Source organism: uncultured Methylibium sp. (assembly GCF_902826655.1).
Lineage (GTDB): Bacteria > Pseudomonadota > Gammaproteobacteria > Burkholderiales > Burkholderiaceae_C > Methylibium.
On the sequence record NZ_CADEFR010000028.1, the window covers coordinates 1 to 20,614 of the forward strand.

Sequence of the window (20,614 nt, forward strand, 5' to 3'; positions counted from 1 at the left end):
TCAGGCCCTGGTTGCCCAGCTCCTTGTAGAAGGGCACGTTGGAGTCGCCGTTGATCGTCGACACCACCGCGGTCTTCTTGCCCTCGGACGAGAACTTCTTGATCTTGGCGATGATGGTCTGGTAGTCGCTGTGGCCGAAGGGGGTGTACTCCTCCATGATGTCGGCCTCGGCGACGCCCTTGCTCTTGAGGAAGGCGCGCAGGATCTTGTTGGTGGTGCGCGGGTACACGTAGTCGGTGCCCAGCAGCACCCAGCGCTTGGCCGAGCCGCCGTCCTTGCTCATCAGGTACTCCACCGCGGGGATGGCCTGCTGGTTGGGTGCGGCGCCGGTGTAGAACACGTTCTTCGACAGTTCCTCGCCCTCGTACTGCACCGGGTAGAACAGCAGCGAGTTGGTCTCCTCGAAGACCGGCAGCACCGACTTGCGCGACACCGAGGTCCAGCAGCCGAACACGACCGCGACCTTGTCCTGCGTGATCAGCTGCTTGGCCTTCTCGGCGAACAGCGGCCAGTTGGACGCCGGGTCGACGACCACCGCCTCGAGCTTCTTGCCCATGACGCCGCCCTTGGCGTTGATCTCGTCGATGGTCATCATCACCGTGTCCTTGAGCACGGTCTCCGAGATCGCCATCGTGCCCGACAGCGAGTGCAGCACGCCGACCTTGATGGTGTCGGCGGCGCGCGCGCCGAACGAGGCACCGAAGCCGAGCGTGGCGACCGCGGCAGCGGCCAGGGTCCGTACGGCGAAGGTGCGGCGGGTGGTGGAAAGCGACATGGACGAACCTCCTGGGGAGATGGACGTGACGGACGTGATGGACGGGAGACCGACGGAGAAGACAGGAACCGACGCAGTGTCCGGAGCGCGCCGCGGGCGGGGAATACGGCAGATGTCGTAGGTGCGCCGGCGGGCGGCCCTCGCTTTCCCTGAGGCGTCGAAGGCGGAATCCGGGTCCAATCGCAAGCTTGTCGCCCGAATGATTCAGGCGACGAAACGCGACGAGACAAGACGCGACGCCAGATCGCCGAGCCAGGGAGAGGACCGTGCAGGACAGGTGGTGGATGCGGCCGTTGGCCGTGGTGGTCGGCCTGCTGGTCGGCTGCCTGCTCGCCGAAGCGGCCGTGCGCCTCTACTTCGCGTGGAGCGTCGGACCGCGCGTGCTGCTGTACGGGACCGGCTGGTACCGCAACACCACCGGCACCGACGGCAGCCAGCCCAAGACCCTCACCGACGACGAGGCCCGGCAGGCAGTGGCCGAATGGGCCCGCGACGACTCGGTCGAGCGCCACGGCAAGGCGCTGCAGGGCTACACGAAGTTCTTTCCCAACGAACTCAAGACCACCCAGGATCCGGACAGCGGCGAGCGCATCCCGGTGCGCATCAACGGCAGCGGCTTCCGCGGCGCGGACTTCGCGCCGACCAAGGCCCCCGGGGTGGTGCGGGTGCTGACCCTCGGCTCATCGTCCACCTTCGGCTACTACAACCCCGACGACGCCACCTACCCGGTGCTGATGGAGCGGGCGCTGAACGCCGCGTGCGGCGGCACGCCGCGCTTCGAGGTCATCAACTTCGCGGTGCCCCATGCCACGGCCGAGAAGGTGGCCGCGATGTTCCTGGCCGAGGGCGTCGCGCTGGCGCCCGATGCCGTCACCTTCTACGAAGGCCGCAACGACAGCACGCTCGCCGCCGATCGCGGCGGCCCGGTCGAGCGCGCGTACGCGGTGGCGACGCGCCGGCTGCTGCTGGTCGCGCTGGTCGACCAGCTGCTGGTCGGCGAGCGCGTCTCGCTCACCGATCCGACGCTGAAGTTCGAACCCTATGCCGCCGAGCGCAGCGGGGTGTTCCTGGGTCACGTCGCGCGCATCCTCGACGCGGCGCGCGCGCGCAAGATCGTGTTCGTCGCGGCGAACCAGCAGGCGACCTCGCGGTCGCCGCTGCCCCACGATCAGGAAGACCGCCTCAAGCTCAAGGGCGTCACCTACGCCCAGGAAACCGGCGAGATCCGCCGCCGGCTCGACCGCGGCGAGCGCGTGAGTTCCTTCGAGTACTCGCTGCTCGTCCACCAGCGCCTGATGCAGGACCTGCGGCAATGGGCCGAGCGCGAGCGCCTGCCCTTCGTCGACGTGATCGACGCGCTGGACCAGGACCGGCACCTGCTGCTGTCCTGGGTCCACCTGCACCCCGACGCCAACCGCGTGATCGCGACACGCTTCGCCGAGGCGCTGCAGCGCCAGTTCTGCCCCGCCGCGCGCTGACAGCGGCGGCCGGCGCGCGGTTCATCCCGGTTCCGCGCTTGCTGGCAGGGCGCGGCGTTCAGGGGTGAGCGGCGGCTTGCGGCCATCTGCAGACGTTCAGTACCGGCAGCATTCGGGCACTTCATTGAGCTGCACCACGCGGCGCCGATCAGGCACGTGCACGCAACTCCCTCACGCCGCGGCCCAGCTTGCGTCGCAACAGGTTGCGAAGGGTCACACCGTCGGAATAGCCGATCTGTGCGGCGATTTGGTCGACGCTCTCGCTGCCGGTTCGCAGCAGATGCACCGCACGCTCGACGCGCAGATCCTGGAAGTACGAGAGGGGTGTCTTGCCCAATACGCTTTGCACGCGCCGCGCCAAGGTGCGTTCACTGGCGCCCGCTGCGATGGCCGCATCGGCGAGAGAGAACCCGTGCGCGAGTTGCTGCCTGGCCCAGCCCTCAAAGCGCTCGACCACTGGGTCGGCATGGGCCAGGTGATCGGGGATCACGAACTCAGCTTGCGAGCCGCGGGCCTCTACCAGCAGGTATCGCGCCGCCAGAGCCGCCAGCGCTGGGCTACGGCTGCGCACGACGCTCAATGCCAGGTCGAGATGAGCCAAGGCGGCGCCGGCCGTGGTGAAGCCGGCCGAATTCACAAGCATGCGGGACTCGTCGAGCACCACGTGCGGATAGCGCTGCCGAAACATTGGCGCCAGCCACCACGAAGTTGTGGCGCGCTGGCCATCTAGCAGCGCGCTTTCCGCCAGCAAGAACGTGCCAGTGCAGGCGGCGCCAGCGGCCGCGCGGGCGCTTGACCATTGCTGCAACGCGACGACCGCGTCGGCCACGTCCGCATGCGCGAGACGCGCGGCGAGTGCGTCTGGCATCTTGGCGCCGAGTGCGGGCACCAGAACAACGTCAGGGTTTTCCACGCGGTGCACTGGCACGACCGGTACCGCCAGACCGTGCGCGGTGCGCACGCGACGCCGAACGCCGACCAACGTGACGTTGATGGGCGGCGGCGCCTGTGCGAGCGAGCCTGCCAGTTCATTGGCCGTGCTCAGTGTGTCCATGAGTGCAGCAAGACCCAGGTCGAACACGCCATCGAGAACAAGAAGGTGCAGATTCATGGCGGAAATGATATCAATGTTGTCATTCCTGCCACTCGCAAAAACTGCCGTCGCACCCGAGACTTCGGACTCGCCAACGCTTTCACCCGTTCAACCAGAGGATCACTCCATGACCAAGTTCGCCCTGTTCGTCCGCCTTGAAGCCAAGCCTGGCCAGGAAGCCGCCGTTGCCGACTTTCTGAGAAGCGCGTTGCCGCTCGCCAACGCCGAATCGGGCACCACCGCCTGGTTCGCATTGAAGTTCGGCCCATCGACGTTCGGCGTCTTTGACGCTTTTGCGGACGAGGCCGGCCGCGAGGCTCACCTGCACGGCCAGATCGCCGCCGCGTTGATGGCGAACGCAGCCGCCTTGCTCAGTACACCGCCTAACATCGAGAAGATCGAGCTGCTGGCGGCGAAATTGCCTGGCTGACGAGCTGTCCGCGGCGGCAAATGTGAAGCTCCACATGGCTTGAGTGATCGGGATGAAGAGGCCCTGTCCTCGTGCGCCGCTCCTTCAAACCGATCCCGATTGAACCGCTCTTGCCGGCGGTGGTCGCAACGAATTCGTCGCTGCCACAAACCGCCTCTGCGAGCGGGCGGCTAGGCCGCACGGTCTTAACCCGCGCGTTGCGCCTCCATCGCGCTGACTACCGTCTACCCGCGTGTGCCGTCCACGGGGCGACCGGCGTACCGGGCCGACCGCTTCGTGACGCCGGATTCAGGGCCGTGGATGTCGGTTCAGGGTCGAAAGCCGCCCCTGTGCGATCCTCCGCCCCATGCTGCGCACCCTCAAGGATCTCTTCGAGTCGATCACGACGCCCGCCGCCTCGACATCGCAGGCTGCGACCGAGCACACGTTGCAGTTGGCCACCGCCGTGCTGCTGGTCGAGGTGATGCGCTCCGACGCCGAGCTGCATGCCGACGAGCGCTCGGCGGTGATCCATGCGCTGCGCGACAAGTTCGCGCTGGCGCCCGACGAGCTGGAGCGGCTGCTCGAGCTGGCGCTGCAGACCTCGCGCGAGGCGACCGACTTCTTCGGCTTCACCTCGCGGCTCAACGACGCCTTCTCGATGGAGCAGAAGCTGCGCATGGTCGAGCACCTGTGGCGCGTGGCCTATGCCGACGGCACGCTGTCGGCGCACGAGAACCACGTGATGCGCCGCCTGTCCGACCTGCTGTACATCCCGCACGGCGCCTACGTCGCGGCCAAGCAGCGCGCGCAGCAGGCGGTGGCGGCGGCCGCGCCGCGCGCTCAGAGCTGACGGCGCTTCTCGACCCGGCTCAGGAAGACCTCGTACTCGCGCTCGTCGACGCCGTAGCTGTGGTCGTCGTCCGGGAAGCGCCCGGACTTGACCTCGTCGATGTAGACCTTGAGGCCCTGCACCGCCACCTCGGTCAGGTTGGCGTAGCGCTTGGTGAACTTGGGCTTGAAGTCGGTGAACACGCCCAGCAGGTCGTAGGACAGCAGGATCTGCCCGTCGCAGCCCGCGCCGGCGCCGATGCCGATGGTCGGGATCTCCAGCTGCTCGGAGATCACCTTCGCGATCTTCGCCGGCACCGCCTCGAACTCGAGCATGAAGCCGCCGGCATCCTGGATCGCGAGCGCGTCCTCCAGGATCTTCATCGCCGCGTCGGCGCTGCGGCCCTGGATGCGGAAGCCGCCGAACATCGCGATCGTGTGCGGCGTCAGGCCGATGTGCGACGCGGTCGGGATGCCGGCGTCGACCAGCGCCTTCAGGATGTGCGCCTGCGACTTGCCGCCCTGCGGCTTGACCGCGTCGCAGCCGCCGTCCTGCATGAAGCGCGTGGCGTTGGCCAGCGCGCGCTCCACCGTGTGATAGCTCTGGTAGGGCATGCAACCGAGCGTGAAGGTGTTGGGCGCGCCGCGCCGCACCGCCTGGGCGTGCATCACCATCATGTCCATCGTCGCCGGCACGGTGCTGGTGTGGCCGTGGGCGACCATCGCCAGGCTGTCGCCGACGACCGCGACGTCGACGCCCGCGGCCTCGGCCCAGCGCGCCGAGGTGTAGTCGGGCACCGAGGTGTAGACCATCTTCTCGCCGGTCCGCTTGGAGTCGCGGATGTCGGTGATCGTGCGCTTCTTGCGGTCGGCGGGCGTCGGGGCGTTCATGGCGGGTCCGGGAGGAGTCAGCGGCGGAAGATCGTGTTGAGCTCGGCGAAGGGCAGGGCCTGCTGCGCGAAGTCGAAGCGGCCCTGGTCGCGCACCTCGCGCGCCGCGCGCATCAGCTCGCCCAGCGCGGCGCGCGCCAGCGACGAACCCAGGCTCACGCGCCGCACGCCCAGCGCGGCCAGCTCGGGCAGCGTCGGCGTCGCGCCGGACAGCCCCATCACCACGTTGACCGGCTTCGGCGCGACCGCCTGCACCACCGCGCGGATGTCCTCGGCGCTCCGCAGCCCGGGCGCGAACAGCACGTCGGCGCCGGCCTCGGCATAGGCCTGCAGGCGGCGGATCGTGTCGGCCAGGTCGTTGCGGCCGTGCAGCAGGTTCTCGGCGCGCGCGGTCAGCGTGAAGGGGAAGGGCAGCGACTGCGCCGCCTGCACCGCGGCGGCCACGCGCTCGACGGCCAGCTCGAAGGGATGGATCGGGTCCGCGGGCCGGCCGGTCGCGTCCTCGATCGAGCCGCCGACCAGGCCGCATTGCGCGGCCAGGAGAATGGTTTCGGCGCAGTGCGCCGGCGTATCGCCGAAGCCGCCCTCGAGGTCGGCCGAGACCGGCAGCTCGGTCGCGTCGACGATGGCCCGTGCGTTGGCCAGCGTCTCCTCGCGGCTGACCTGGCCCTCGGCGTCGGGCCGGCCCAGCGAGAACGCATGGCCGGCACTGGTGGTGGCCAGCGCCTCGAAGCCCAGGCCGGCCAGCAGCCGCGCCGAACCGGCGTCCCAGGGGTTGGGGATGACGAAGATGCCGGCGCGCTGGTGCAGCGCGCGCAGGCGCGCGCCCTTGCGGGCTTGCGTCGCGGCCGGTGTCGGCGCGCTCATGGCTTGACCACCGGCAGCGCCGGCCGACGGCCCAGCACCGCGCCCTGCGACAGCGGCTGCACCAGCTGGCCGTAGAGGTGCAGCCAGCCGTAGCGGCCGGTCGGTACCGGCGGCGTGAAGCCCTCAAGCCGCCGCGCGATCTCGCCGGCGGCGACTTCCAGTTCGATGCGGCGCGCCGTCAGGTCGATCGTGATCATGTCGTCGTCGCGCACCGCGGCCAGCGGGCCGCCCTCGGCCGCCTCGGGCATGACCTGGCCGATGGTGATGCCGCTGTTCAGGCCCGAGAGTTCGCCGTCGGTGACGACCGCGACCTCGCTGCCCAGGCCGGCGCCGACCAGGGCCGCCATGAAGCTGGCCGCGAACACCGTGCCCGGGCCGCCCTTGGGTCCCAGCATGCGCAGCACGATGACCTGGCCGGGGCGCACGGCGCCGGTCTTCAGGCCTTCGATCGCGATGGCTTCGTCCTCGAAGACCTTGGCCGCGCCGCGGAAGCGCCGGATCGCCGCCGGCACCGCCGCCAGCTTGACCAGCGCGCCGTCGGGCGCCAGCGAGCCGCGGATGATCATCAGGCCCGGCTCGGCCGCGAAGGGCTCGGCGAGCGGGCGGATGTAGCGCGCGTCGGGCTCCGGCGTCTCGTCGACCCAGGCGCCGAGCGGCCGGCCGGTGACCGTCTGCACGTCCAGGTCCAGCACCGCGGCCAGGCGGCGCTGCACGCCGCGCACGCCGCCGGCGGCCTCGAAGGTCTCGATGCGGTCGGGTCCGTTCGGGCGGATGCGGGTCAGCATCGGTACCAGATCGGCGGCGCGCTCGAACTCGGCGATCACGTCGACCGGGCACTCGGCCTCGATCGCGATCGCGATCAGGTGGCGCATCACGTTGACCGAGCAGCCGGTCGCGACCGCGAAGCGCACCGCGTTGCGGAAGGCCGCGGGCGTGAGGATGGCGCGCGGGCGCAGGTCCTCGGCCACCATCGCGACGATGCGCGCGCCGGCCTGGTCGGCCAGCGCGTGCAGGCGCGGCCCGTCGGCGCGGATCGGCGCGTTGCCCGGCAGCGCCATGCCCAGCGCCTCGGCCAGGCAGTGCATCGAGTTGGCGGTGGCGAGGCCCGCGCAGACGCCGGGCCCGTCGATCGCGACGCGGCACATGTCCTGCAGTTCACCCAGCGCCATCTGCCCGGCCTTGACGCTGCCGACCGACTTGTAGACCTCCTCGATGTCGACGTGGTGCTCGCCGCACTGGCGGCCGAGCTGGTAGCCGCAGGCCAGCACCAGGCTGGGCACGTCCAGGCGGCCGGCGGCCATCAGGTGGGCCGGCGTGGTCTTGTCGCAGCTCGACAGCAGCAGCATGCCGTCGAGCTCGGCGCCCTCGACCTGGACCTCGATGTCGTTGACGATCAGGTCGCGCGTCGGCATCAGGTAGCGGCCCTGGCGGCCGGCGCTGGTCACGAAGTCCGACGGCGCGGCGGTGCGGATCTCCAGCGGCAGGCCGCCGGCCGCGCGGATCGCCGAGGCGACGCGCTTCGCGATGCCGTCGAGGTGCTGGAAGCACACCGACAGGCCGCTCGAGGTGTTGACGACCGCGATCTTGGGCTTGTCGAAGTCGGCCTCGGCGATGCCCATCGCGGTCCATTGCGCGTGGCGCACCGCCCAGCGCGTGGAGCCGGGTTCGAAGTTGCTTCTCAGGGGTTTGCGGGACATGGCATTCGAGTCGGTTCAGTCGTCGAGCCGCGCGCCCTGGCGATTGAGCGCCTCGCGGATCGTGCGGCCGGGGATGTCGCGCGGCGCGACGCGCTCGCGCGCGGCCAGCGTCGCGGCGACGCCGAGCGCCTGGCCGTAGGAGAAGCACTGCGCGGTGACGCGCGCCGAGGCCACCGCCTCGTGCTCGGCCGACAGGCAGCGGCCGCCGAACAGCAGGCCTTCGCCGCGCGCCGGCACGAAGCAGCCCCAGGGCACCTCGTACCAGTCGTTCAGCAGCCACTCGACGCGCGGCCTGGCGCCGGCGTGCAGCTCGATCGGCCAGGGCGAGCGCGCCACGCCGTCGGCGAACTTGCTGCCGGCCACGACGTCGGCATTGCGCAGCATCGCGACGCCCTTGCCCTGGCGCGTCTGGCGCACGCCGACCTGCACCGCGGTGTCGTTGATCCAGCTGGCTTCGCAGCCGGCGAGCCGGTCCTTGAAGAAGCGGGCGTACTCGCGGGCCTGGCGGCGGCCCTCGACCTCGGCCTCGGTGAAGTCGGCGGCGATCACGGTGTTGAGCTCGCGGCCGTCGGCGCCGCGCACGCGCGTGCAGTTGCACAGCAGCTCGCCGGGGCGCGTGGTCTCGAACAGCCAGATCTTCTGGCGCGGCAGTGCGTAGCCGGCCTCGGCCGCCTCGGCGATCAGCGCGCTGACCTGCGGCGGCATGATGGTGTCGCTGCCGTAGGCGGCCTTGAAGCGCGCGGTGTCCACGCCCTGCAGGCGGAAGATCATCGTCGGGTTCTGCACCGTGCCGTCGGCGCCGCACCAGGTCTCGAGGCCGGCCATCGCCACGAGGTCGGCGTCGCCGCTGGCGTCGATCGTCAGGCCGGCGCGCACGTCGAGCAGGCCGCCCTTGGTCCAGACCGTCGCGCCGCCGATCGCGTCGCCGTCGCGGTGCACGCCGATCGCCAGCGCGTGGTACGCGAGCTGCACGCCGGCGTCGACCAGCAGCGCGTCGGCCGACTCGCGCCAGGCCAGCGGTTCATGCACGCGCGTCCAGGTCTTGCCGTAGAGCACCGGCGCGGCGAGGCCGCCGCGCTGCTCCATCGCGGCGATGAAGTCGTCGACGAAGCCGTGCACCAGCTGCTTCGGCCGGGTCGGCGACGCCTCGGCTTCGTACAGGCCGCAGATCGTGCCGGACAGGCCGGCCACCGCGCCGCCGCCGCAGAAGCCGTAGCGTTCGACGAGCAGCGTCTTCAGGCCGGCGCGCGCCGCGGTGGTGGCGGCCGCGACGCCGGTCGCGCCGCCGCCGACGACGAGCAGGTCCACGTCGACGCGGCGGGAGGGTCGGGCATCCATCGCAGGGCCTCCGTCAGCGCAGCTGCATCGCGACGCCGGGCAGCCAGGTCACGAGCTGCGGCCACATCAGCGTGCAGGCCAGCGTGATGACCTGCAGCACGATGAAGGGGATCATGCCCCAGTACATGTGGCGCATCGTGATCTCGGGCGGGGCGACGGCGCGCAGGTAGAAGATCGCCGGCGCCATCGGCGGCGTCAGGTAGCTGGTCTGGATCATGATCAGGAACAGGATGCAGAACCAGACCGGGTCGAAGCCGGCGGCCTTGACCAGCGGCGTGAAGATCGGCAGGAAGATCAGCACGATCGAGATCCAGTCCAGGAAGAAGCCGGCCAGGAACAGGATGAACAGCATCATCCCCAGCAGCGCCCAGGGCGACAGGTCCAGGTGGGTGATGATCGAGCTGGCGAGGTTGATGCCGCCGCCGCCGATGAACACCCCGGTGAACAGCGTGCCGCCGAGCAGCACGAACATGATCATCGCGGTGACGCGCAGCGTCTTCAGCAGCGACTCGTACAGGCCGGCCCAGGTGAAGCGGCCGTAGAGCGCGGTCAGCCCCACCGAGCACACGGCGCCCAGCGCGGCCGCCTCGGTCGGCGAGGCCAGCCCGGCGAGGATGGAGCCCAGCACCGCGACGATCATGCCCATCGGCGGCAGCAGGTTGCGCGTCGTGATGCCGAGCTTCTGCACGAACGTCGGATCGCCCGGCTCGGGCGGGATGCGCGGGCCCATCTCGGGCTTGAAGAGGCACAGGAAGAAGATGTAGACGAGGTAGAGCCCGGCCATCAGGAAGCCCGGCAGCACCATGCCGTACATCAGGTCGCCGACCGACAGGTTGGCCAGCGGGCCCATCACCACCACCACGACCGAGGGCGGGATGATGGTGCCCAGCGAGCCGCCGGCGCAGATCGTGCCGCTGATCAGGCTCTTGTTGTAGCCGTAGCGCAGCATGATCGGGATCGTCAGCAGGCCGACCACCGACTCGGTGGCGCCGATCACGCCGCTGGAGGCCGCGAAGACGATGCACATCAGCACCGTCGCCAGCGCCAGGCCGCCGGGCAGGCGGCGCGTCCAGATGTGGATGGCCTCGAACAGCCGGTCGGCGATGCCGGACTTCTCGAGCATCGCGCCCATGAAGACGAACAGCGGCACCGCGGCGAAGACGAAGTTCGACGACAGGTCGTCGATCTTCTCGATGAACTGGTGGATGACGTTGGGACCGAAGATGACCAGGCCGAAGGCGGCCGCGGTCAGCATCATCGCGAACGCGACCTGCACGCCGAGGAACATCAGCCCGAAGGCCAGCGGCAGCATGAAGAAGGGCAGGTACTCGGTCATGACGGCTGCGACGGGTGGTCGTTGGTCGCGCTGCGCAGCGACTTGAGCAGCTCGCACAGCACCTGCAGCGCGAACATCGCGAAGGCGATCACGAAGACCGCGCGGAAGGGCCACACCGGCAGGTTCAGGGCCGACTGGCCCGAGGTCTCGCCGCGCGTGTAGCCGGACAGGAAGTAGTTGAAGAGCGCGACGCTCAGCCACACCAGCAGCGGCAGCACCAGCGCGTAGGCCACGGCGTCGATGCGGCGGCGCGTGCGCGGCGCCAGGTGCATGCTGAGCACGTCGATGCGGATGTGCTCGCCCTGCCGCAGCGTGTAGGCCAGGCCCAGCAGGAAGTGCGAGCCGGTCAGCAGGTAGCCGACCTCGTAGGCCCAGATGGTGGGCGCGCCGAACGCATAGCGCGCGACGACCTCCCAGGTGGTGGCGAGCACGAGCGGCACCAGCAGCAGCGCGGCGATCACGCCGACCGCACCCACCGCACGCTCGGCCCAGGCGATGAGGCGATCCACTCGCGTCTCCGGCTCAGGGGTTCGGGATCGGCCCGCCGCGTCGGCGGCGGGCCGGGGGAGGGACGGGTCAGGCCTGCTTGACCTTGACCTTGCGCCAGTGGTCGGCGTCACGCCAGGCCGCGTCGAAGTCGACCTGGCTCTTGTGCACCTTGGCGAACCACTTGTACTTGCCGTCCTTGGCCGTCTTCTCGGCCCAGTCGAGGCCGATCTTGCGGGCCGCGAACTGCACCTCGTCGTCGAGCTCGACCATCTGCACGCCCTGCTTCTTGAAGAAGTCGAAGGCCTTGACGTCCTCGGCGCCGATGCGCGTCCAGGTCTCCATCGTCACCAGCTTGGCGACCAGCTCGACCAGCTGCCGGTCGGCCGGCGGCATCTTGTTCCAGACGTCCTTGTTGATGACCAGCTCGAAGGGCGCGGTCGGCTGGTGCACGCCCGGGTAGCTCAGGTACTTGGCGACCTTGTAGAAGCCCGGCGAGATGTTCTCCCACAGCGTGCCCCACTCGGTGGCGTCGATCGCGCCGCGCTCGAGCATCGGGAACACGTCCCCGGCAGCGGTGGTCACCGGCGCGGCGCCGAGGTCCTTGGACATCTCCAGCCAGGCGCCGGCGGTGCGCAGCTTCAGGCCCTTCAGGTCGGCCAGCGACTTGACCGGCTTGCGCGAGTGCAGGAAGACCTCGGCGGTGCGGATGAACAGCGGCATCGAGATGACGCCGTCGGCCTCGTCGCGGAACTGGCGCTGCAGGTCGACGCCGCCGCTCTCGTACAGCCAGTGCAGCATGCGCTCGGTGTCGAAGGTGCCGGCGTAGCCGCCGAACAGCACGGTCGTCGGGTCCTTGCCCCAGTCGTAGCCCATCCAGGTGTGGCCGCACTCGGCGAGGCCGTTCTTCACCGTCTCGGGCACCTTCAGCGCGTTGCCGAGCCCGCCCCCCGGGAAGGGCTGGATCTTGAAGCGCCCGCCCGAGAAGAAGGCCATGCGCTCGCAGAAGGCCTTGGCGCCGACGTCCATGACGGGACCGCCGGCCCAGCCGGTGGCCATCTTCCAGTTGTAGGTCGGTCCGCCGGCCTGGGCGGCCGCGCCGGCGGCGGCCATGAGGCCCGCGCTGCCGATCGCGGCGTTCACGAAGTTGCGACGCTTCATCGTTGGTCTCCTGGGGTGGGGCGAGCGGTCGCTCGCGGGGCGGGGCGGGTCGGTCGTGCCGGTCAGGCGAACGCCTTCTCTTCTTCGGACGTGAGCTGCGGGCCGTCGAGCGTGACGCGCTGCTCCTGGACATCGGCCGCGCGGAAGCGCGCGATCAACGGCCTGAGCTCGGGCTTGATGTGCGTCTCGTCGTAGCCGTTGAACAGGTGGCCGACCAGGCCGCGCTTCAGGTCGCTGGTGCCCATGAACCAGTCCGCGATCGGGAAGCTGAGGTTCATGTTGAGGTGCATCATGATTCCCTGGTTGTGGTGCGACTTGTGGTGGCGGCGGATCGTGTTGACGAAGGGGACGTTGCGCACGAACCAGTTCTCGTGGACGTGGCAGCAGAAGTGGAAGACCTCGTAGACGAGGTAGTGCGAGACCATCGTCATGTAGAGGATGTAGCCGGCGTTCGGGTTGATCAGCACCGACGCCAGCCAGCCCAGCGTGCCGCCGGCCACGCCCAGCACGATCAGCACGCGCCACGGGAAGAACACGATGCGGAACTCGCGCAGCGTGTCGATCGTGACGTCGTTGTCGGTGAAGTACTGGTGGTGTTCGCGGGTGTGGCGCTCGTAGATCGCCCGCAGCGCGAACACGTCGATGCGACGGTGCATCACGTACTTGTGCATGAACCACTCGACGAAGTTGCCGGCCAGGAACACCGGCAGCACCAGCGCCCACTCCCAGGTCGGCGACTGCAGGTGCTGCACGCAGTACCAGATCGCCCCGAGCCCGGCGGCGAACATCACCACCACGTGCAGCGGGCCGTTGTAGAGCGGGTTGATGTTGGACTTGTACTGCTCGCGGAAGCGACGCTGGCGTTCGGACATCATCGTGATCACCATCCACACAACTGATATGTTAGTGGCATCGTAATTGCCGATGACGAATCGCCCATCGGGAACAACCCGCATCGCCGCGGCCGGCGGCCGGCGGCTCGGCTATCGTCGCGACCGCGGGACCCCGGAGTACAGACCACGATGAAAGCTGCGCCGAAGAAGATCGCCGCCCGACGCACGCCGCGGGCCGCTGCGGCCCCCGCGCCGGTCGCGCGCCCGCCCGCGGCCCGCCCGAAGAGCCTGACCTCGCAGGCCTACGAGCGCATCGAGGAGCTGATCGTCACGCTGGAGCTGCCGCCCGGCACGGCGCTGTCCGAAGCCGAGCTGTCGGCGCGCCTGGCGATCGGCCGCACGCCGGTGCGCGAGGCGCTGCAGCGCCTGGCCCGCGAGCACCTCGTGGCGATCCTGCCGCAGCGCGGCGTGCTGGTGTCCGAGATCGACATCAAGCGCCAGCTGCGCCTGCTGGAGACGCGCCGCGAGGTCGAGCGCCTGGTGGTGCGCTGCGCCGCGCGGCGCTGCAGCGAGGCCGAGCGTTCGCGCTTCGAGGCGCTGGCGAAGGAGTTCGAGGCCGCCGGCCGCGCCGACGACGAGACGCGCTTCATGCGCGCCGACAAGGAGTTCAACGACCTGTCGCTGGTGGCGTCGCGCAACGAGTTCGCGGCCGGCGCGATGGGCCTGATGCACGGCCTGTCGCGGCGCTTCTGGTTCCTGCACTACCGCCAGGCCGCCGACACGCCGACGATGGCGCGGCTGCACGGCGACATCGCGCGCGCGATCGCGCAGCGCGACGAGGCCGGGGCCACGAAGGCCCTGGACACGCTGATCGACCACAACGAGGCCTTCACGCGGGCCACCGTCAGCACCGACTTCTGAGTCAGCGCCCGCGCGCCAGCGCCATGTTGGCCGCGGCGGTGCGCGTCTCCACGCCGAGTTTCTCGAACACGTGCTCGAGGTGCTTGGTCACGGTCTTGGGGCTGGTGCCGAGGATCTCGCCGATGTCGCGGTTGGTCTTGCCCTGCGTCACCCAGTGCAGCACCTCGGCCTCGCGGGCGGTCAGCCGGAAGGCCAGCGCCAGCGACTCGATCGTGCCGCGGTCGTCGCTCTCGGTCAGCACCAGCAGCCACTCGTCGTCGCCGGTCGACTCGTGCAGCGCGAAGCTGGCGCGCCGGCCGTCGCGTGCCAGCAGCAGCGGCTGGCCGCCCGGGCGCGCCTGGCGGCCGGTCGCGGCCAGCACGGCCTGGGCCTGCAGCCAGTCGGCCACCGGCGCGGCCAGTTGCTGGCCGTTGCCGCCGCCGCCGACCTGCACCGCGTGCAGCGCGACCAGCAGCTCGCGCGCCAGCGGCGTGGCCCAGACGATGCGCGCGTCGCGGGCCCGCACGGTGATGACCGCGTGGCCGAAGGCGTCGAGCGCGTTGCGGGCCTGGCGCTGCAGGCGTGCGCCGCGCAGGTGGGTCTCGATGCGCGCGATCACCTCGCGCGGCCGGATCGGCTTGGTCACGTAGTCGACGCCGCCGGCGGCGAACGCCGCCACGACATGCTCGGTCTCCGACAGGCCGGTCATGAAGACCACCGGCACCTGCGCGGTGACGGCGTCGGCCTTCAGCCGGCGCGCGACCTCGAAGCCGTCGAGCCCCGGCATCACCGCGTCCAGCAGCACCAGGTCGGGCTGGGTGCGGGCACAGCGCTCGAGGGCGCCTTCGCCGGAGGTGGCGACCAGCACGGTGTAGCCCGACTCGTCGAGCGCGTCGTGCAGCATCGCCAGGTTGTCGGGCTGGTCGTCGACGATGAGGATCACGCCGGCCCCGCCGGCGCCGGCCTCACGCGGCGCGGGGCTGGCGGGCGCCGTCATCGTCGTCGGGTCGGGTCGCGGCGAGCGCCTGCTCGACGCGCGCCGTCAGCGCGTCGAGGCGGAAGTCGCGCGCCAGCGTGCGCAGGCCGTCCACGAAGGCGGCACAGCGCGGGTCGGCCGCCGCCATGCGATCGAGCTCGGCGTGGATGCCTCGCACATAGCCCAGGTGCAGCGGGCCTGACAAGGCCTGCAGGGCGGCGGCGTCGGGCAGATGGAGCGACGCCGCCGACGCGGCCGCGGCCGGCTCGGCCGGCACCGCGGGCTGCGCTTCGAGCCATTGCAGTCCCAGCCGCGCGCCCAGCCAGTCGAGCAGGTCGTCCAGCCGCACCGGCTTGACGATGAAGTCGGCCGGGCCGATGCCGACGTCGTTGTCGAGCGCCTTGTCGAAGGCATTGGCCGAGACGATGGCCGTCGGGGCGCCGGGCGCCAGGCCCTCGGCGCGGCGCCGGCGCAGCGTTTCCCAGCCGTCGATGCCGGGCATCGCCAGGTCCATCAGCACGGCGTCGGGCGCGGGGCCGCCCTGCAGCAGCGCCAGCGCCTCCTCGCCCGACGCCGCGAGCACGAGCTCGAAGCCCAGCGGCTGCAGCAGGTGGGCCAGCAGGTCGCGGTCGACCTCCTCGTTGTCGACCACCAGCACGCGCCGGCGCGGCCCGAGGTAGCCGCTGCGGGCGTGGCGCGCCGCGGCGCGCGGCACGACGGCGCCGGTCAGCTCGGGCAGGAAGAGCCGGATCGCGAAGCGGCTGCCGACGCCGGGCGTGCTGGTGGCCGTCATCTCGCCGCCCATCAGCTCGGTCAGCATGCGCGCGATGGTCAGGCCCAGGCCCGAGCCGGCGACGCTGCTGGCGCCGGCCGCCGCGCCGCGCTGGAAGGGCTCGAAGACGCGCGCCAGTTCGTCGGCGTTCATGCCCGGGCCCGAGTCCTCGATCTCGAAGCGCGCCGTCTCGCGCAGGTGGCTGACGCGGAACACGACGCGCCCGCGCGCGGTGAACTTGACCGCGTTGCCCAGCAGGTTGATGAGGATCTGGCGCAGGCGCTGCTCGTCGGCGCGCACCACCTCGGGCAGCGAGGCCGCGAAGTCGGTGTCGAAGGCGATGCCCTTGGCCGAGGCCTGCAGCTGCATCAGGCCGGCGATCTCGTGCAGGCCGTCGGCAAAGCGCATCGGGCGGGGCTCGAGCGCCAGCTTGCCGGCCTCGATGCGCGCCAGGTCCAGCGTGCCTTCGATCAGGCCCAGCAGGTGGTCGCCGCCGCGGCGGATCACGCGCACCGCCTGCGCCCGCTGCGGCGGCATCGCCTCGTCTTCCTCCAGCAGCTGCGCGTAGCCGAGGATGCTGTTGAGCGGCGTGCGCAGCTCGTGGCTGATCGCGGTGATGTAGCGGCTCTTGGCCTGGTTGGCGCGGTCGGCGACCTGCCGCGCCTGCTGCAGCTGCGCGTCGGTGCGGCGGTGCGACTCGATCTCGCGCATCAGCAGCTGGGTCTGGCGGTTGGACTCCTCCTGCGCGACCTGGCGGCTCTTGTGCGCCAGCACCAGCCACCAGCACACGACGCCGGCCACCAGCAGCATCACCGCGAAGGCCTTGCCGAAGCCGTGGCGCTCGAGCATCAGCGTGATCGCGGTCAGCAGTGGCAGCACCACCAGCATCAGCAGCAGGTAGTGCGCGAGGCCGGTGTCCAGATAGGGCCAGGCGCGCCGCGGCAGCAGCCAGCGCAGCGCGCTGCCCCACTGCGTGGCCAGGCGCGCCGGCTCGGGCTTGCACAGGTCGCCGCAGCGCGCGTCGAGCGTGCAGCACAGCGAGCAGATCGGCCCGCCGTAGGCCGGGCAGCCGGCCATGTCCTCGCCCTCGTAGTCGCGCTCGCAGATGCAGCAGCGCTGCAGGCGCGTGGTGGTGCCGGACTCCGAGGCGGGGGCGGGCGCCGGCGTGTCGCTGCGCGCCAGGTAGTAGCGGCCCTTCGTCCACCAGGCCAGCAGCGGCGAGGCGACGAAGGCCGTGACGAGCGCGATCGCCGCCGAGAAGGCCTGCGCCGCCGCGCCGAACGCGCCCAGGTGCGCAGCGACCGACAGCGCCGAGGCGATGCCCATCGCGCCGACGCCGACCGGGTTGACGTCGTAGAGGTAGGCGCGCCGGTACTCGACGCCCGCCGGCGACAGCCCCAGCGGCTTGTTGACCACCAGGTCGGCCACGACCGCCATCATCCAGGCGATCGCGATGTTGGAGTACAGGCCCAGCACTTCGCCCATCGCGGCGAAGACGTTCAACTCCATCAGCAGCAGCGCGATCATCGTGTTGAAGACGACCCAGACCACGCGCCCCGGGTGGCTGTGCGTGACGCGCGAGAAGAAGTTGGACCACGCCAGCGACCCGGCGTAGGCATTGGTGACGTTGATCTTGAGCTGCGAGATCACGACGAACAGCGCCGTCACCGCGACCGCGGTGCCGTAGTGCGAGAACACCATCTCGTAGGCCGCCAGGTACATCTGGTTGGGGTCGACGGCGCGCTCGGCCGGCACGCTGAGCGTGATCGCCAGGTAGGCCAGCAGCGCGCCGCCCAGCATCTTGAGCACGCCCGGCAGCACCCAGCCCGGTCCGCCGATCAGCACCGCGGTCCACCAGCGGCGCCGGTTGGCCGTGGTGCGCTCGGGCATGAAGCGCAGGTAGTCGGCCTGCTCGCCCATCTGCGTGATCAGCGCGATGCCGACCGTGGTGGCCGCGCCGAAAGCAAGCCAGCCGAAGCCGGGGTGGCCGCCGGTCTCGCCGGCGTAGGCCGTCAGGCCGCCGATCAGCCCCGGGTTGGCGTGCAGCACCGCGACGTAGGGCGCCACCAGCAGGGCGGCCCACAGCGGCAGCGTCCAGGCCTGCAGCCGGCCGATCGCGGTGACGCCGTGCGTCACCAGCGGGATCACGACCAGCGCGCACACCAGGTAGCCCCAGGCCGGCGGGATGTCGAACACCAGCTCCAGCGCGTAGGCCATCACCGCGGCCTCGAGCGCGAAGAAGATGAAGGTGAAGCTCGCGTAGATCAGCGAGGTGATGGTCGACCCGATGTAGCCGAAGCCCGCGCCGCGCGTCAGCAGGTCCATGTCGACGCCGTGGCGCGCCGCGTAGACGCTGATCGGCAGCCCGGCCAGGAAGATCACCAGCCCGGTCGCCAGGATCGCCAGCGCCGCGTTGACGAAGCCGTAGCGCAGCAGCAGCGTGGCGCCGATGGCCTCGAGGATCAGGAAGGAGGCCGCGCCGCCGAGCGCGGTGTTGGCCACCCGCAGCGGCGACCACTTGCGAAAGCTGCGCGCGGTGAAACGCAGTGCGTAGTCCTCCATCGACTCGCGCGCGACCCAGGAGTTGTAGTCGCGGCGCACCTTGACGACGCGCTGGGGGGCGTCGTCCAGGCGGGCGGGCGGAGGCGGATCGAGGGCGGCGGGATCCATGGCGGCGTGGTTAGCATCAAGAACCGAACCACCCGGCGTGGCATCCATCCTGCAGAGCCCGAACCCATGGACCTGACCCCGCGCGAGAAGGACAAGCTGCTGCTCTTCACCGCCTCGCTGTTGGCCGAACGGCGCAAGGCGCGCGGCCTGAAGCTCAACCACCCCGAGGCGGTGGCGCTGATCTCGGCCGCGATCCTGGAAGGTGCGCGCGACGGCAAGAGCGTCGCCGCGCTGATGAGCGAAGGCCGCCAGGTGCTGGCGCGTGCCGACGTGATGGAGGGCGTGGCCGAGATGATTCCCGAGATCCAGGTCGAGGCCACGTTCCCGGACGGCACCAAACTGGTTACCGTGCACCAACCGATTGCATGAGGCATGCACCATGAAGAACCTTCGCTCGCTGCTGTTCACCGTTCCGGGTCTGGGGGTCGCGGCCGTCGCCCGGGCCCACGAAGGGCACGGCCAGGAGGGCCTGCACTGGCATGCCTTCGACGCCTGGGGCTGGGTCGCGCTGGCCGTGGCGGCGGCCGCGGCGCTGTGGTTCGCGCGTCGCAAGTGAAGAGCCGGCCGCGATGCTGATCCCCGGCGAACTGATCCCGGCCGACGCGCCCGACCACGCGCTGATGCCCGGCCGGCGCGCGCTGACGCTGGTGGTCGAGAACCGCGGCGACCGGCCGATCCAGGTCGGCTCGCACTACCACTTTGCCGAGACCAATCCGGCGCTGGCCTTCGACCGGACCGCCGCGCGCGGCATGCGTCTGGCCATCGCCTCGGGCACCGCGGTGCGCTTCGAGCCCGGCCAGCAGCGCACGGTGACGCTGGTGGACTACGCCGGGGCGCGCGCGGTCTGGGGCTTCCGCGGCGAGGTGCAGGGCACTTTGTAACAGTGACCGCTGCCCGGCCCGAATAATCGGGCATGACCTCGATCCTGGTGGTGGATGTCGGCTGGGCGCAGGTGTTCCGGCTGGCCAGCGACCTGGCGGCGGCGGGCCTGCGGGTCTTCGTCGTCGGGGGCGACACCGGCAAGGCCTGGCTGCTGCCCGCCGGCGTGACGGCGCTGCCCGGGCGCATCGATCCGCTGGACGCGCCCGGGATGATCGCGACGATCGGCCAGGCCCGCGAGCGTTGCGGCGCCGACTGGGTGCTGGCGCTGGCCGAGCCGGTGCTGGCGGCCTGCTGGCGCTACCTGCCCGGCTGGATCGACCGCCTGCTGCCGGCGGTGGCGGCCGCACACCGGCCGCTGTTCGGCCACAAGCAGCGCATGCTCGAGTACGTCGCGGCTCACGGCGTGCCGGTGCCGCGCGGGGTCTGGCTCGTGCGCGGCGACGACGCCGAGATCGAGGCGGCCGGCGGGCAGCTGGGCTGGCCGCTGGTCGTCAAGGTCCCGAACGGCTATGCCGGGCACGGCGTGGTGATCGCGTCGCGCCTGCCCGAGGCCACGCAGGCCGTGCGCTCGCTGTGGAGCGACGACCCGGCGCGCCGGCCGACCTTGCAGGCCTGGCTGCCGGGCGCCACCCGGCTGGTCGGCGGCCTGTTCGAGAACGGTCGGGCGGTGCACCTGATCGGCGCCGAGCGGACCGCCTGCGGCGGCCCGCCGACCGGTCCGGCGCTGCGCTTGCGGACCGAGGCGCAGCCCCGGCTGCTGGACGCCGGGCGGCGCTGCTTCGAGGCCCTGGCCTACACCGGGATCGCCTGCGCCGACTTCGTCGACGACGCCGACGGCTGCCCGCGGCTCGTCGACGTGAACCCGCGGCCCTGGGGATCGATCGGCGTGGCCCGCAGCGCCGGCGTCGACCTGATCGGCGCCTGGGCGCGGCGCTTGCAAGGTGACGACGTCGCGCTGCCGCCCGAGGCGCGACCGGGCATCGACTGGGTGAAGATCCCCGACTACCTGTGGCCCGAGACGACCAGCGGCCTCGACTTCCTGTCGCGGCTGTTCGAACCCGTGGTGTGGCGCTCCTGGTCGCGCCACCGCGCCGCCGACTTCCTGATCGAGATCAAGCTGGCCCAGTACCTGTTGCGCCAACGACTGCGGGAACCCCGGGCCGATCGTGGCCGCGCCGCCGCCGGCCCGCCGCCCCCGCCCTGCTGATGGAGAACCTTCG

20 protein-coding genes are annotated in these 20,614 nt (G+C 70.9%); 8 read left to right on the forward strand and 12 right to left on the reverse strand.

From position 1 onward, the window contains the following. Positions 1 to 775 (reverse strand): transporter substrate-binding protein (locus tag QZV97_RS12425; protein WP_295642344.1); only part of this gene is annotated, 775 nt, incomplete at its 3' end. 284 nt (positions 776 to 1,059) lie between these two features. Here QZV97_RS12425 and QZV97_RS12430 point away from each other — a divergent pair. Beyond that, positions 1,060 to 2,253: an SGNH/GDSL hydrolase family protein gene (locus tag QZV97_RS12430; RefSeq protein ID WP_295642345.1), complete on the forward strand. Its 1,194-nt coding sequence runs from the start codon at positions 1,060 to 1,062 to the stop codon at positions 2,251 to 2,253. A gap of 148 nt (positions 2,254 to 2,401) precedes the next feature. Here QZV97_RS12430 and QZV97_RS12435 read toward each other — a convergent pair whose 3' ends face one another. Beyond that, positions 2,402 to 3,364 carry a helix-turn-helix domain-containing protein gene (locus QZV97_RS12435; RefSeq protein WP_295642346.1) on the reverse strand — a complete coding sequence of 321 codons (963 nt, stop codon included), beginning with the start codon at positions 3,362 to 3,364 and terminating at the stop codon, positions 2,402 to 2,404. A 109-nt stretch (positions 3,365 to 3,473) separates the two neighbouring features. On the opposite strand from QZV97_RS12435, the gene QZV97_RS12440 reads away from it, so the two are divergent. Together QZV97_RS12440 and QZV97_RS12445 are read left to right on the forward strand one after the other, a co-directional pair. Beyond that, positions 3,474 to 3,776, forward strand: a complete 303-nt coding sequence (locus tag QZV97_RS12440) for a putative quinol monooxygenase (protein WP_103738223.1) — start codon at positions 3,474 to 3,476, stop codon at positions 3,774 to 3,776. 346 nt (positions 3,777 to 4,122) lie between these two features. Then, on the forward strand, positions 4,123 to 4,608 hold the full coding sequence (locus QZV97_RS12445; protein WP_295642349.1) for a TerB family tellurite resistance protein: 486 nt from the start codon (positions 4,123 to 4,125) through the stop codon (positions 4,606 to 4,608). Here QZV97_RS12445 and panB read toward each other — a convergent pair. The 8 genes from panB to QZV97_RS12485 all read right to left on the reverse strand — a co-directional run bounded on the left by panB (position 4,599) and on the right by QZV97_RS12485 (position 13,236). Beyond that, a complete protein-coding gene (panB, locus tag QZV97_RS12450) occupies positions 4,599 to 5,477 on the reverse strand; it encodes a 3-methyl-2-oxobutanoate hydroxymethyltransferase (protein ID WP_295642351.1) in 879 nt (292 codons plus the stop codon). The two genes, QZV97_RS12445 and panB, sit on opposite strands and share 10 nt — an antisense overlap. 17 nt (positions 5,478 to 5,494) lie before the next feature. Next, positions 5,495 to 6,343 carry an isocitrate lyase/phosphoenolpyruvate mutase family protein gene (locus tag QZV97_RS12455; protein ID WP_295642353.1) on the reverse strand — a complete coding sequence of 283 codons (849 nt, stop codon included), beginning with the start codon at positions 6,341 to 6,343 and terminating at the stop codon, positions 5,495 to 5,497. After that, positions 6,340 to 8,040 (reverse strand): dihydroxy-acid dehydratase, encoded by a 1,701-nt coding sequence (gene ilvD, locus QZV97_RS12460; RefSeq protein WP_295642355.1) that lies wholly within the window; start codon positions 8,038 to 8,040, stop codon positions 6,340 to 6,342. Before ilvD ends, QZV97_RS12455 begins: the two co-directional genes overlap by 4 nt. A gap of 15 nt (positions 8,041 to 8,055) precedes the next feature. Further along, entirely contained in the window at positions 8,056 to 9,378 is a 1,323-nt protein-coding gene (locus QZV97_RS12465) for an FAD-dependent oxidoreductase (RefSeq protein WP_295642357.1), read from the reverse strand. 13 nt (positions 9,379 to 9,391) lie between these two features. Next, positions 9,392 to 10,714: a TRAP transporter large permease subunit gene (locus QZV97_RS12470; RefSeq protein WP_295642359.1), complete on the reverse strand. Its 1,323-nt coding sequence runs from the start codon at positions 10,712 to 10,714 to the stop codon at positions 9,392 to 9,394. Beyond that, positions 10,711 to 11,223 (reverse strand): TRAP transporter small permease subunit, encoded by a 513-nt coding sequence (locus QZV97_RS12475; RefSeq protein ID WP_295642361.1) that lies wholly within the window; start codon positions 11,221 to 11,223, stop codon positions 10,711 to 10,713. The genes QZV97_RS12470 and QZV97_RS12475 overlap by 4 nt, the downstream gene beginning before the upstream one ends. A gap of 67 nt (positions 11,224 to 11,290) precedes the next feature. Beyond that, positions 11,291 to 12,361, reverse strand: coding sequence for a TRAP transporter substrate-binding protein DctP (dctP, locus tag QZV97_RS12480; RefSeq protein WP_295642363.1), 1,071 nt, complete (start codon positions 12,359 to 12,361; stop codon positions 11,291 to 11,293). A 62-nt stretch (positions 12,362 to 12,423) separates the two neighbouring features. Then, positions 12,424 to 13,236 (reverse strand): fatty acid hydroxylase family protein, encoded by an 813-nt coding sequence (locus QZV97_RS12485; RefSeq protein ID WP_295642365.1) that lies wholly within the window; start codon positions 13,234 to 13,236, stop codon positions 12,424 to 12,426. A gap of 147 nt (positions 13,237 to 13,383) precedes the next feature. Between QZV97_RS12485 and QZV97_RS12490 the strand changes: the two genes are divergently transcribed. Next, positions 13,384 to 14,115, forward strand: coding sequence for a GntR family transcriptional regulator (locus tag QZV97_RS12490; protein ID WP_295642366.1), 732 nt, complete (start codon positions 13,384 to 13,386; stop codon positions 14,113 to 14,115). Position 14,116: 1 nt separating this feature from the next. On the opposite strand, the gene QZV97_RS12495 is transcribed toward QZV97_RS12490, so the two are convergent. Beyond that, a complete protein-coding gene (locus QZV97_RS12495; RefSeq protein WP_295642369.1) occupies positions 14,117 to 15,091 on the reverse strand; it encodes a response regulator in 975 nt (324 codons plus the stop codon). After that, the gene (locus tag QZV97_RS12500) at positions 15,060 to 18,512 is read right to left on the reverse strand and encodes an ATP-binding protein (RefSeq protein WP_295642371.1); all 3,453 of its coding nucleotides are present in this window, start codon (positions 18,510 to 18,512) and stop codon (positions 15,060 to 15,062) included. The genes QZV97_RS12495 and QZV97_RS12500 overlap by 32 nt, the downstream gene beginning before the upstream one ends. 66 nt (positions 18,513 to 18,578) lie before the next feature. On the opposite strand from QZV97_RS12500, the gene QZV97_RS12505 reads away from it, so the two are divergent. The 4 genes from QZV97_RS12505 to QZV97_RS12520 are packed head-to-tail and all read left to right on the forward strand — an operon-like array spanning position 18,579 to position 20,601. After that, a complete protein-coding gene (locus QZV97_RS12505; protein WP_295642373.1) occupies positions 18,579 to 18,881 on the forward strand; it encodes an urease subunit gamma in 303 nt (100 codons plus the stop codon). Between the two features lie 10 nt (positions 18,882 to 18,891). Next, positions 18,892 to 19,068 carry a hypothetical protein gene (locus QZV97_RS12510; protein ID WP_295642375.1) on the forward strand — a complete coding sequence of 59 codons (177 nt, stop codon included), beginning with the start codon at positions 18,892 to 18,894 and terminating at the stop codon, positions 19,066 to 19,068. Positions 19,069 to 19,084: 16 nt separating this feature from the next. Next, positions 19,085 to 19,393 carry an urease subunit beta gene (locus QZV97_RS12515; protein WP_295642422.1) on the forward strand — a complete coding sequence of 103 codons (309 nt, stop codon included), beginning with the start codon at positions 19,085 to 19,087 and terminating at the stop codon, positions 19,391 to 19,393. 32 nt (positions 19,394 to 19,425) lie between these two features. Next, positions 19,426 to 20,601 carry an ATP-grasp domain-containing protein gene (locus tag QZV97_RS12520; RefSeq protein ID WP_295642377.1) on the forward strand — a complete coding sequence of 392 codons (1,176 nt, stop codon included), beginning with the start codon at positions 19,426 to 19,428 and terminating at the stop codon, positions 20,599 to 20,601. The last annotated feature ends 13 nt before the right edge of the window (positions 20,602 to 20,614 follow it).